Genomic DNA, 11,971 nt, shown 5'->3' with positions numbered 1-11,971 from the left:
GCCCTTTTGAGAAAAGCCATGGCACGGTCATTCGATGCTTTGTGGAAAACCATCGGCAGCATACTGCCGCTCTTCTCAGCATATGAATGCAGAAATTACTTCCTGAATTCAGGGTATGGACGTATTTAAATGCAGAATGCTCTAGTGTGTTTGAACCAGAGCCAATCAATGCTGAAGGGGAAACATTTACGGAATGAAGGCTTTATCTCGCAGGAAGGTGCTTGTATTTTCTCATTATTTAGCCTAGATACTTCACAGGTTGGCCTTTAATATGATGCAAAAGCTGTTAACAAGTGCTTCTGGATAGATTTACGCAAGAATAATTTATACCGTTAGACTTCGCGAGTGATTTGCGGCATCTTTCCGTTTTCACTTAGTGCCAATAGTCGTAGATATTGGCTGAGCACGGAATGCGTAAATCTGCTCACAAATTGCCTCGCCATTATCTCCTGTCATCTTGTTTGCTGGCGAAATATCCGGGCCAGTAATCATAATTGTGAATTGTATCAATGATTTAAGTTTATCAAACGTACTCGGTCTCACTCAGAATTCTAGCGGGTCTACGTCTAAAGTCCATCGTACCTTACGATGGGGAATTTTGCTGAGTTTTATATACCAGTCGCTGAGAAATAGCTGTAATTTTTTGCGGGAGCAGGATTGTACCAGCAGGTGGGCGCGCTCTAGTCCTTTTAGCCGCGCCATTTGTGCGGGAACAGGATCGAATATTTCTATTTGCTCCGTTGGTTCGATGAGTGCAATTGCCATGGTGAGGAAATTTAACGCCGTAGCGATTTGTGGTGCTTCCGCGTTAAGTAGCGCTTGATAGGTATAGGGAGGAAAATGAGTAATTTCCCTTTCTTTTAGCAATATTTGTGCATAAGCATCATAATTGTGATGTTTTAATGCGTTATATAAGGGATGATCAGGAAATTCAGTTTGAATGAGAACTTCTCCTGCAGTTTCAGCGCGACCTGCTCGCCCGGCAACTTGTATTAATTGTGCGAATAATCGTTCTTCTGCACGAAAATCGATGCTATAGAGTGAAGTATCAGCATTGAGCACACCTACCAAGGACAAATTAGGAAAATCATGCCCTTTTGCTAGAAGTTGGGTGCCTACCAGGATATCTACTTGTTGTTCATGGATCGCACTTAATATGAATTGCCAGGCTTCCTTGCGACGAGTATTGTCCCGATCGACACGAAGAATACGAGCATGAGGGAAAAATTTTGCCAGTGCAGCTTCAATTCGTTGTGTACCATGACCAAATGGCATGAGATCCTGATCGCCACATTGTGGGCAGGCTTGTGGAAGCTGTTCTGTGTGACCACAGTAGTGGCAGCGTAGGTTTTTTTGAGTCAGGTGTACAACGAGACGACTGGAGCAGCGTGAGCAGGTCGCAAGCCATGTGCAAGACTTGCATAATAATACTGGAGCATAACCGCGGCGATTAATAAAAACCATACTTTGCTGCTTTTGAGTTAGGGTTTTTTCTAGCGCAACAAGTAGTGGTTCAGATAGCCCTTCTTTGAGCTGAACGGAGCGGGTATTAACATAGCGTATGACTGGGAGTGTGGCATTTTTCACTGCACGTGTGCGCAAATGTATCCAGCGGTATCGGCCAGTTATGGCGTTGTAGTAGCTTTCCAATGAAGGTGTTGCAGAGCCTAACAAGATGGGTATATTGGCCTGTTTTGCACGAAAAATGGCGACATCTCGCGCTGAATAGCGTAGTCCATCCTGTTGTTTAAATGAATGATCATGTTCCTCATCAACGATAATCAGACCCAGCCTAGGTAATGGCGTGAAGATGGTCAGGCGTGTTCCAAGGACAATGCTTGCTTCGCCCCGCTGTGCTTGTAACCAACCGTTTATACGCTCGGTAGGATTGAGTTTGCTATGCAAACTGATTAGACGTGTGGCGGGGAAGCGTGAGCGAAAAATTGCTTCTAGCTGGGGAGTTAGATTGATCTCGGGCACCAGGATAAGTATTTGGCGTTTTTGCTTTAACAACATTGAAGTAACCTGGAGATAAACTTCGGTCTTGCCACTACCCGTGATTCCATGGAGCAGCCAGGTATTGAATAGGCCTATTTCAGCTTGGATGGCATTGATTGCAGTGATTTGTTCGGTTGTGAGCTGCAGAATAGGAGGAGCATTTAATGTGAATTCCGGCTCCATTAAGATCTTTTCTATCCATCCTTGAACTAAAAATTCCTGCAGTAATTTTGGAGCACGTGGAGAGAGCTGCTTTGCTTCTTTACTAGTGATGTTGCCCACTTCTTTAAGGTGAGCAAGCAAGTGATGTTTAGTTTTATTTCGGCCAGGAATGGAAGAGAGTGCTATAGCATGACCTGTTTCGGTTAAACGGAATAGGAATGGTGTGATAGATCGTTGTGGAAGAGGTTTAATGCTGCGCAATCGCGTGGGCACTCCATTCATGATTACCATGCCAATAGGATAATGGTAATAGCGACTACAGAATTCAAATAATTCTATGAGAGTTGGAGGTATAGGGGGGATATTCCGTAATATATCTTCAGCTTGCTTTAGTTTGTCATGAGGAACGTGGGCATCATCGGATATGGTCATGATGATGCCTATCATGAATTTTTTACCAAAGGGAACACGCACAAATGAGCCAACGTCTGGCGGTGTTGCATCGGGTGCAATATAGTCGAATAGACTATCGATAGGTACATCGAGTGCGACGCGGATTATAGCCATTTAATGAAAACCCCTGGTCTTGATATTCATCAAAGGGTATGAGCTCGATATAGGCTCAGGATTATTAACATCAAATATGGCGAGTACCAAATACCGAAAATATCAAAGCAGTTTGACCAGAAGCCAGATCCAATAGCTGCTATATAAATGTCAAGGATAGGAAAGCTTAAGAAGAGGGGCGAGAGTAAATTTTAGCTCTCGCCAAATTGTTCTATCACGCCTTGGTGAGTTATTTTGAGACCCGATATAACGTAACAGATGCTTCCCCTTGTCTGCTTAAGACTGCAGAATCACCGTTTGCGCTAATGTCAAATGAAATTGGGCTGTCTGAACCGCTCGAGAGACCGACACAGCCGTTGGTATCATAAATAAAGCTCCTCATATTCAGGGTCTTAGAGCTGGCATCATATGCATATGAGGCAAATTCAACACCTGGGGTTCCACATGCCATTTGCTCGGATTGAAAGGTTTCTCCAGTAGGGTCTACCAACATGAATTTATTATTGGGAAAGAACAGAAATAATTTGGTTTTAACACTATTTTTATCCAATTCCCAGGCACCCACAATGCCAGAGGTATTATTATCCATTTTGGCATACCGCTTTTCTTTGATCTCAGTAAGAATGGGCTCGTCATCTGAACTGAGTTCAATTGGGCGTGCGATGTGAAAGAGTTCCCCAAAAAGACCACTTTGCTCTCTTGCTCTTTGGGCAACTACAATGTCAGAAATAATGAGCTCGTCACCGTCTGTATGGATTCGCCAAGTAGGGCGCGGGTGCGATAAACCTGCTCGGAGATTAGTATCAACAGATGTCGAGCTATTGAGATTAAATCCTCTGGTATCAAATTGCGATGCGTTTGCAACACCGTATTCCACCCCGGCTTTAATAATAGTACCGCCTCCGCAAACACGGTTTTCATCGCATGAATCATCTGCTGTTGCTTCGCCCTGCAAGTATTCACCACTGCCATCTGCTGCTATTCGTATAATGCTCGCATTGGTGTCATCGTATTTTACCCAGATGTGACTGCCAAGAAGATTGGTTCCTCGGGCAAGAAAATCTGCACTGGCTGCTTCTGCTGATTTGATGTCGCCAGCTATGCCTGCAGCATCGCGTGCCGTTTTAAGTATTGCAGAATTAGCAAAACTGACTGGATCGCTTGCGAGATCAAGGGTAGATTTGATTGCTGCAGCTGCTTCTGCTGGGATCGATATTCCGTTCGAAAGATTATTATCTGAATCAAGGGATTGCAGCAGGATGGGCAGGTTCTGTAATTTATTTTCATTACCTGCAGCCAGCTCTATTGGAGTAACGATACCAGTTGCCTTAATATCACCGATGATCAGTTCGCCAAGCTGGAATTTGACATTGTCGCCATGGTTATAGCGATACATGCCTTGTGCATCTGTAGTTCCTGATGATCCAGAAGATGTAGTATAGACAACACCTGCAACTGGGGCGGCATCGGTGAGTATTCCTGTGGTAGGTCCTTTGAGAGAGGCTTTGTTAATTTTAGGTTCCTGGCTATCGCTGCAGGAGGTAAGTCCTATGATAAGTGCACTCGATAAAAATACCCAGGCTTTGTTGCTTGTCTGTTGATTCAATTTCATTGAGGTAGCTCTTCCAATTTATGTTTAATCAATTCATGCGATTTACGCACAACGCTAAGATTGTAATCTTATGAAATAAGAGGATAATGTAGATGTGAATCTTGGTAATGTAAAATCTTTTTCAGTCCTCAAAGCGAAACTTATTTATTAGAGTCTTCCTTATATTAATAAGTATAGACGCAATTTTCTGTTTTATTGATTTTTTTGAATTTCTAAATATTTGATTTGTCCATTGAGTATTAATCTCTATTGAACATCACTTTAATAAATAATTGCATATGTCTAGTCTAGCGCAAGTGTCACAATTGTTGACTGAGTTGACTGAGAAACCACAACAACTTCCTGTTGGCTGGTATCTGGATCCACATGTACTTGAATTGGAAAAACAGCGACTATTTGATCAAGGTCCTGGTTACGTCGGGCATGAATTGATGGTGCCCAATGTTGGGGACTACCATGCCATAGAATGGATGGATGATGCTAAGGTATTAGTTCGCAACGAGAATGGCATTGAGCTGTTATCGAATGTGTGTCGCCATCGTCAGGCGCTTCTGCTGAAAGGACGCGGGAATGCCAAAAATATAGTTTGCCCTATACATCGCTGGACTTATGCGATGAATGGCAAATTGCTCGGGGCGCCGTATTTTAGCAATAATCCATGTCTGGATTTGGGTAAAACACCCTTGCAAAATTGGAATGGGCTCTTGTTTATGGGTGAACGCAATGTTGCACATGATATGGCAAATCTAAGCGTTCTCAAGGACTTTAATTTTACGGATCATACTCTTGATCGTGTCCATATAGATCATTATTCGTGTAACTGGAAGACATTTATAGAGGTTTATCTGGAAGATTATCATGTCGTACCCTTTCATCCCGGTTTGGGACATTTTGTTGATACCAACAAGCTTGATTGGAAGTTTGGTGATTGGTACAGTGTTCAAGTTGTAGGGGTTAATCCTGCATTTGACCGAGCAGGCACACTAGTATATGAGAAGTGGCACAAGCAGGTATTACAGTGCAATAATAATCAAAAGCCACCTTATGGTGCCATTTGGTTGCTTTATTATCCCAATGTGATGCTTGAATGGTACCCCCACACCCTTATCATTAGTACGATATTACCAACTGGAGTAGAAAGCTGCATGAATGTAATTGAGTTTTACTATCCAGAAGAGATTGCTTTGTTTGAGCGTGAATTCATTGAGGCAGAGCAGGCAGCATACTTCGAAACTGCTTTAGAAGACGAAGAAATCTGCAGGCTGATGACAACAGGACGTCGTGTACTTCATCAACAAAACATTAATGAGTTTGGTCCCTATCAAATGCCGATGGAAGCTGGGATGTTGCATTTTCATAATTTCCTGCAAAGGGAGATAGGTTCTTACTTACGCTAACTATTGTTCTAAAATGCATTTTTTAAAGTAATCAGTGATGCATTCGCTGTGGATGCTCGTGGCGGGTTTTATGTTTGCTTGCATGGGAATGTTGGTAAAGTTAGGTGCAGTATATTTTTCTAGTATCGAGCTGGTGTTTTACCGTTCCTTGATTGGCCTACTTTTAACCTATCTAGCTATGCGTGTTCGTCATGTGTCATTGATTACCGAACACTGGAAGATTCATTGCTGGCGTGGACTGTTTGGTCTTGGTGGATTGTTGCTGTTTTTTTATTGCATTACGCAACTTCCACTGGCAACAGCCATATCCCTGAATAATACCTGGCCGCTATTTCTAGCGCTGTTGGCGACGATTATTTTAAAAGAGTGTTTCCATTGGGTGTTGGTTATGACAGTCGTACTCGGATTTATAGGAGTGATTTTGTTGTTAAGGCCAACTTTACATGAAGATCAGTGGCAGACTGGATTAATTGGTTTGATCTCAGGTATTTTTGCAAGCTTTGCTCATCTTAATCTGAAACAGCTTGGTAAATTGGGCGAGTCTGAATGGGTAGTGGTTTTCTATTTTACCTTGATCTGTACGGTAATAACCGGTATATGGTTATCGTTAACTGCATTTAGCACCGTTACCTCCAATAATTTATGGATATTGGTTGGGGTTGGCATAACGGCTACCCTTGCACAGCTAGCACTTACGCGTGCTTATCGCGTCGGTAAAACAATGGTAGTTGGTGCACTTGCGTATAGTACAGTATTATTTGCAGGGCTGTGGGATGCTTTTTTCTGGCATGATATTCAGCCCATTTCTGCCTGGATGGGGATGGGAATGATTGTGTTAGGAGGGGTGTTGAGCCTGAGAGTTGCCCCAATGAGCGTTCGTAGTCAATAGATTCAATAGTATTTGTATGATGAAAATCAACTATTTATGATGGATCCATTATATCTGGGAGCACGCGCATGATTACTATTCAAAAAATCAATAACCTGATCATCGTAGCTGTAATCGGGGAATTTACTCTCAGTGACTTTAAAGAATTTGAAGACCAGGTACTATATCGATCACATCCTGAAGATAAGATAAATTTATTATTTGATTGGCGGGATATGGTGGATTACACGGTAGATGTTGCCTGGGAAGAAATCAAATTCATGCGCGAGCATGGCAGTGAATTCAATCGGGTTGCGGTAGTTACTGATAACCAATGGCAAGCATGGAGCGCATGGGTATCAAATTTGTTTATCAATGCGGATGTAACAGTTTTTTCTGATTACGATGAAGCGAAGGAATGGGTTTCTGGTGAATAGATTCTAAGCTATTCCCACATTCGTGTAAAAATTCAAGCATAATTCAGCATGGATGAGTTTGTTTTAGCTAGGGTATTGCATGTGTTGGGTGTAGTCCTTTGGATTGGTGGTGTTGCTATGGTGACGACAGTTCTGCTTCCTGCTGTAGCGAAAATGAAATCAGCTGAAGAACGTGTCGAATTCTTCGAACATATTGAAAGTCGCTTTGCTACTCAAGCACGTTTTACTACATTATTAGTAGGACTGAGTGGTTTCTATATGGTACATATTCTAGATGGATGGAATCGTTTTGCTGAACTCCATTTCTGGTGGATGCATGCCATGGTGTTCGTGTGGGGTATTTTTACGCTGATGCTGTTTGTGCTGGAGCCATGGGTGCTCCATAAATGGTTTAAGACCAGGGCGCTCAATAAGCCAGAACAAACATTCGTATTGATTCAGCGTCTGCATTGGTTCTTGTTAAGTATCAGCCTCGTCACAGTTGCGGGTGCAGTTGCTGGTAGTCATGGTTGGGTTTTGTTTGGGAAATGGTGATGAGCTATACGTTATTAAAATTGATTCATGTATCCAGTGTCATGCTCAGTTATTTGCTATTTCTGATGCGGGGTATTTGGATGATACGTGCGTCAGCTCAATTGCAGCAACGTTGGGTAAAAATAATGCCTCATGTCATTGATACAGTGTTACTAACTAGTGCAATTACGTTGGCGGTTCTGATACAACAAAATCCGCTTGTAGATTCTTGGTTGACTGCAAAAGTTGCGGGATTGCTTCTTTATATTGGGTTGGGCATGATAGCGCTGAGATTCGGCAAGACCCGTACAATTAAAGTTAGCGCCTGGATTATGGCTCAGATAGTATTTTTTTATATTGTATTAGTTGCGCTGACTAAAAATCCTGCAATATTCCTATAAATTAAGTTTTAAGTGATATCTCGAATCTTTTAGTAAAAGTTTTTCCTATTGAGCAGGTTTTAAAAATCACCTCTTATTCCTGCTACTAAAGCCCTTCCAGGTAAGGGTGCAAAATTTTTCAAAAAAGAGGTATGAATACGTATTTCCTCGTTAAGCAAGTTTTTTCCTTGAACAAAGAGTTTGATACCGTTTGATTGAGTTTCTTTTATGCGATAGCTGGCTTCTAGATTGAGTAGCGTATAACCGGCAGTGCTGGTTTCAAGTTCTGCTCGTTTATTCTGGCGGAGCACGTGTATCGTCGTCAGATTCGCGGCCCAGGGGCCCAGTTGGTAGTTTAGCTCCAATCCAAAACGTTGGGGTGTAGTGCGTGGAACATTTCCATCGTTGTGGTCTAATTTGCCGCGTACATAATCTGTGAATAGACGCAAATCTAAATTGTCCGGTTTAAAAGTAAAAATAACTTCCGCTTCAGCACCGTAAAATGTGGCATCGGTCTGAGCTATATTCTGTGCTTGAAATTCACCCTGTGGATTTAGCTCTCCGTCTTCATTAACACGGTCAGCGATGCCATCTCCATTCGTATCTACGTTTCTTAAAAAAATATAGTTGTTGAACCGGTTATAAAAAGCGTTAACTTTCCATTTCATAAATCCAGCAGTTTTGCTAAGAGATAAGTCAAAATTATTGGTAGCTTCCTTGTGTAACGCATTATCGCCAATCTGGAATGTACCTGTGGCACGATGGGGGCCATGCACATAGAGCTCTTCTATCGCCGGCGCGCGTTGGCCATACGTTGCTGTCAATCCTAAGTTATAGTCTTTTACAAAATTCCAGATAGCGCCAGCAGAACCATTGAACAGACCGAATGCGCGAGATCGGTTAATGTTATTTTGTGGATCGCGTGTGGCATATTCATATCGTCCCCCAAACTCAAATCGAAAATTACCCCAGCTGCGTTCTTCGATAAGAAAAAGCCCGGTAGAACGTGATTTTGTCACGGGTATGATTGATTCTTCCCCTAAAGCAGAAAATATTCGATCCTGAAATTGTATACCGAACAAACCCTTTAAATTTGCAATAGGCGAATGCAAAAACTCGGCTCTGGTTTCTAGTTCTCGATTTTTAAAGCGAGCCGCGATTTCACCATTACTTTCAAGCTCATTATGTTTGTAGTCATTGTAGCCCATGCGTACCTTGAGTTTCTCAAGGCCAGTAAGAGGGTTATTTAGTTCTCCGGCTAAGTTGTAACGGGCTTGTGTTAAATCAATAGTAGGTCTTTCAGGAGTTGGTACGCCATATTTGCTTTCTAGCAATGAGATAGAGCCACCGAAGAATCCTCTTTCACCTACGTAGGAGCCGCCAGCAGATAAGCCTTGAGAATCAACTGCACTGTTTTTGACCACATGCTTTTCGTTGTTTATGTTCTGATTAACATTAGCTTGCCCAGGAATATGATAATCGCCCGTTTTACGCTTGAAACCGCCGACACTCCATGAGGTTTGACCAAAACTGCCATTCACGTTGAGTGATCCAGTTCTTTCTTCAGTTGCAGTGTTTCCCCGTACTTCAAAATTACCTTTTAATGATTTAAACACCCGATTGGGGATGCGTCCAGTTACAGCATTGACTACTCCGCCTGTTGCGCCTCCGCCATAAAGCAAAGTTGCTGGGCCTCGCAGAATTTCAATTTGTGAGGTATTGAGCGTTTCGATAGTGACGGCATGATCTGGGCTGAGAGAAGAAAGATCAAGTGTGCCGATGCCGTTTTCCAGTACTTGAATGCGTGGTCCATCCAAAGCGCGGATGATAGGACGCCCGGCACCAGGCCCAAATGAGCTTGAGGCTACGCCAAGCTCACTAGATAAAGTATCGCCAAGATTTACCTCACGTTTTCTGCGGAGATTGTCTCCATGTAAAACAGTGGTAGGCTGAGTCATATCTAACTCACTTCGGTCTTGAAATGGCGTTGAAGTTATGGTGATCTCGGGAAGTTTAATTGTTTTGTTAGCTTCTTCTGCTTGAGCATTAGTATTAATAGTATTGAAAACGAAGACGATTAAACCCATAGTAGTTAACCTTAATTGTTCTTTTGGGTTGTGCTGGGTTCTATTTTTTATGACTTTGTGATGCAACATGCTGATAAATAATGCTTTGTAGTTAAGTGCCAGGGGAGTTGTCGAATTTACAAATGCAGCTGAGTTGCATTTGTAGAGAATAAAATATTCTATTTTTGAAATGGTTAGTCCATCAAGCGCATTCAGCGCATAGTCCTTTAACCGTTAATTCAATTTCATGGAATAAATAACCAAGTGGCAAGGAAGGATCAGGTTTAATTCTGAAATCGTTCAGGCATGTCACTTTGGTACATCGTGTACATATGAAATGAGCGTGTTGGTGTGAATGTAATTCCGTGTTGACACGGAAACGCCATACTCGATCATCTCCTGCTATTTTGTGTACTAAATTTTTCTTGCTCATCCATTCAAGAACACGATAAAGCGTTACGCGATCCAATTGACCTTTTGCATTTAATCGTTCTTCGATTTCACGATGAGTAAGTGCATGCTGCTCAGCCAATAGCGTGGCAAGTGTTCGGATTCTGTGATGAGTAGCACGATCACCAGTGTGACTAATCAGCTCTTTGGCTTTTTCGTAAAAATTATTTGGCACAGAGAAAAAAATACGCAACTTAGTTGCATTTAATTATAGTAAATAATTTTCTGGAGTGATAGTTTTTTAATCAAAAAACGTGTTTAAGAAATTTTCTGGCAGCTTATTTTTTTTCAGGTCGACATGAAAAATTCTGCTTTATTGAGCAAATCTTCTATACAAGAGATTCTTGAAAATCAATATTTTAAATCACATATAGATTGTTAAAAAGTTTTGAGGATAGGTGGCTATACGATGGTGTGACAGAGTTCAGTTCTGCTGATCCAGAATTCTATCTATCTGATATTTAGTAATTTTGTGTACTGTGCATTTTCTGTAGTGTTTGTCTTGGCACACTTATTCAACCTTCCTTAAATTTTTGTTATACAATCACGAGCAAATATGCTAGGCAATATTGCTGAGCAGGTTATACAATTACAAATATATTTTAATTAAGATTAAGTTCCTGGAGAAAGTATGAGAAAGGCTTCACGTCGTAATAGATTGGTTGTGCAATTATGCGCAGCAGTAGTATTGTCATTAGCAGCATTTTCGCTTCATGCGCAGCTGATGCTTGCACATGAAGGGCATCATGCCGGGCATGGAGGATGTCAAGTTAAGTCGGGCGATTTTCCTGTAACTGTCAGCGTTTATGAAGTACCAGAGGGTGATATTCCTCCGATGCATTCGTATTGCGATCATGTACCAAATATTGGAAAAATAAATATGACGCTTGAGTTGCCCACTGATGCTCGTGAGATACCGCTTGCTGTGCGTCTAGTAAAAGAGGGGCACGAGGGGCATGGGGGAGAAGCTCGTGCCGATATAGCGGCAAATAACAGCGTCAGCAAAGAGCAAAACCATGAAATGGATCATGGTGAGCATAAAGGGCACGCTGATCATCATTCTCATGATGGGCATGAGGTAGGTAAGCACGAAGAGCACAAAGATGTAGCGCACGCTGCTGGCAACCATGAAGGTTTTTATATGCCAGCTACGACATATCCTTCTGGAATTATTGTTGTTGCGACAGAGCTGAAGGAGCTTGGTCAATACACTGTATTACTGGAAAAAGTAGAAGGTGATACTGTCCGTACTGCCGTACGTGTTCCCCTACATGTTGGTGGGGATGGAGGGCATGGTGGTCATGGCGGTGGTTTTGGTATGCTAGAAATTATGCTCTTGCTTGGTGTAGCAGGGGGACTAGCTTTCTTTTTCTTGCGACGTAAAGGTCCAGCAAAAAATAGCTGAGAAATCATAATCTAATTATCTAGATGATGATCTCTTACCCAAAATCCTTGACATAGTTATGGTTAAGAAAGTAGGCTTGGAGGTTGCGAACAAAGAAGAAAAGAAGTATTAGTTAG

At 42.1% G+C, this 11,971-nt stretch carries 10 protein-coding genes; 6 read left to right on the top strand and 4 right to left on the bottom strand.

Going from position 1 to position 11,971, the window contains the following annotated elements; translation table 11 throughout:
- Positions 1 to 543: 543 nt before the first annotated feature.
- Together R2Q26_RS14735 and R2Q26_RS14730 are read right to left on the bottom strand one after the other, a co-directional pair.
- The gene (locus R2Q26_RS14735) at positions 544 to 2,727 is read right to left on the bottom strand and encodes a primosomal protein N' (protein ID WP_317536984.1); all 2,184 of its coding nucleotides are present in this window, start codon (positions 2,725 to 2,727) and stop codon (positions 544 to 546) included.
- Positions 2,728 to 2,956: 229 nt separating this feature from the next.
- Positions 2,957 to 4,339 carry an adhesin gene (locus tag R2Q26_RS14730; protein WP_317536983.1) on the bottom strand — a complete coding sequence of 461 codons (1,383 nt, stop codon included), beginning with the start codon at positions 4,337 to 4,339 and terminating at the stop codon, positions 2,957 to 2,959.
- A 278-nt stretch (positions 4,340 to 4,617) separates the two neighbouring features.
- On the opposite strand from R2Q26_RS14730, the gene R2Q26_RS14725 reads away from it, so the two are divergent.
- From R2Q26_RS14725 to R2Q26_RS14705, 5 genes are all read left to right on the top strand, one after another.
- Entirely contained in the window at positions 4,618 to 5,736 is a 1,119-nt protein-coding gene (locus tag R2Q26_RS14725) for an aromatic ring-hydroxylating dioxygenase subunit alpha (protein ID WP_317536982.1), read from the top strand.
- Between the two features lie 37 nt (positions 5,737 to 5,773).
- Positions 5,774 to 6,625, top strand: a complete 852-nt coding sequence (locus R2Q26_RS14720; protein WP_317536981.1) for a DMT family transporter — start codon at positions 5,774 to 5,776, stop codon at positions 6,623 to 6,625.
- A gap of 68 nt (positions 6,626 to 6,693) precedes the next feature.
- Entirely contained in the window at positions 6,694 to 7,041 is a 348-nt protein-coding gene (locus tag R2Q26_RS14715) for an STAS/SEC14 domain-containing protein (protein WP_090572086.1), read from the top strand.
- Between the two features lie 48 nt (positions 7,042 to 7,089).
- The gene (locus R2Q26_RS14710) at positions 7,090 to 7,575 is read left to right on the top strand and encodes a hypothetical protein (protein WP_317536980.1); all 486 of its coding nucleotides are present in this window, start codon (positions 7,090 to 7,092) and stop codon (positions 7,573 to 7,575) included.
- Positions 7,575 to 7,955: a SirB2 family protein gene (locus R2Q26_RS14705; protein ID WP_317536979.1), complete on the top strand. Its 381-nt coding sequence runs from the start codon at positions 7,575 to 7,577 to the stop codon at positions 7,953 to 7,955. Before R2Q26_RS14710 ends, R2Q26_RS14705 begins: the two co-directional genes overlap by 1 nt.
- Positions 7,956 to 8,014: 59 nt before the next feature.
- Here the strand turns inward: R2Q26_RS14705 and R2Q26_RS14700 are convergent, their stop codons facing one another.
- Positions 8,015 to 10,021 (bottom strand): TonB-dependent receptor, encoded by a 2,007-nt coding sequence (locus R2Q26_RS14700; protein WP_317536978.1) that lies wholly within the window; start codon positions 10,019 to 10,021, stop codon positions 8,015 to 8,017.
- Between the two features lie 181 nt (positions 10,022 to 10,202).
- On the bottom strand, positions 10,203 to 10,643 hold the full coding sequence (locus R2Q26_RS14695; RefSeq protein WP_317536977.1) for a Fur family transcriptional regulator: 441 nt from the start codon (positions 10,641 to 10,643) through the stop codon (positions 10,203 to 10,205).
- A gap of 438 nt (positions 10,644 to 11,081) precedes the next feature.
- Between R2Q26_RS14695 and R2Q26_RS14690 the strand changes: the two genes are divergently transcribed.
- The gene (locus tag R2Q26_RS14690) at positions 11,082 to 11,855 is read left to right on the top strand and encodes a hypothetical protein (protein ID WP_317536976.1); all 774 of its coding nucleotides are present in this window, start codon (positions 11,082 to 11,084) and stop codon (positions 11,853 to 11,855) included.
- The last annotated feature ends 116 nt before the right edge of the window (positions 11,856 to 11,971 follow it).

Origin of the sequence: Nitrosomonas sp. Is37 (assembly GCF_033063275.1) — a bacterium.
GTDB lineage: Bacteria > Pseudomonadota > Gammaproteobacteria > Burkholderiales > Nitrosomonadaceae > Nitrosomonas.
Note: the sequence above shows the minus strand (reverse complement) of the source record. Positions and strands in the feature narration are given on the sequence as shown.

What these genes read in the sequence shown, in the direction of transcription:
- R2Q26_RS14735 (WP_317536984.1), bottom strand. Translation starts at nt 2,727, where the DNA reads ATGGCTATAATCCGCGTCGCACTCGATGTACCTATCGATAGTCTATTC.
- R2Q26_RS14730 (WP_317536983.1), bottom strand. Translation starts at nt 4,339, where the DNA reads ATGAAATTGAATCAACAGACAAGCAACAAAGCCTGGGTATTTTTATCG.
- R2Q26_RS14725 (WP_317536982.1), top strand. Translation starts at nt 4,618, where the DNA reads ATGTCTAGTCTAGCGCAAGTGTCACAATTGTTGACTGAGTTGACTGAG.
- R2Q26_RS14720 (WP_317536981.1), top strand. Translation starts at nt 5,774, where the DNA reads ATGCATTCGCTGTGGATGCTCGTGGCGGGTTTTATGTTTGCTTGCATG.
- R2Q26_RS14715 (WP_090572086.1), top strand. Translation starts at nt 6,694, where the DNA reads ATGATTACTATTCAAAAAATCAATAACCTGATCATCGTAGCTGTAATC.
- R2Q26_RS14710 (WP_317536980.1), top strand. Translation starts at nt 7,090, where the DNA reads ATGGATGAGTTTGTTTTAGCTAGGGTATTGCATGTGTTGGGTGTAGTC.
- R2Q26_RS14705 (WP_317536979.1), top strand. Translation starts at nt 7,575, where the DNA reads ATGAGCTATACGTTATTAAAATTGATTCATGTATCCAGTGTCATGCTC.
- R2Q26_RS14700 (WP_317536978.1), bottom strand. Translation starts at nt 10,021, where the DNA reads ATGGGTTTAATCGTCTTCGTTTTCAATACTATTAATACTAATGCTCAA.
- R2Q26_RS14690 (WP_317536976.1), top strand. Translation starts at nt 11,082, where the DNA reads ATGAGAAAGGCTTCACGTCGTAATAGATTGGTTGTGCAATTATGCGCA.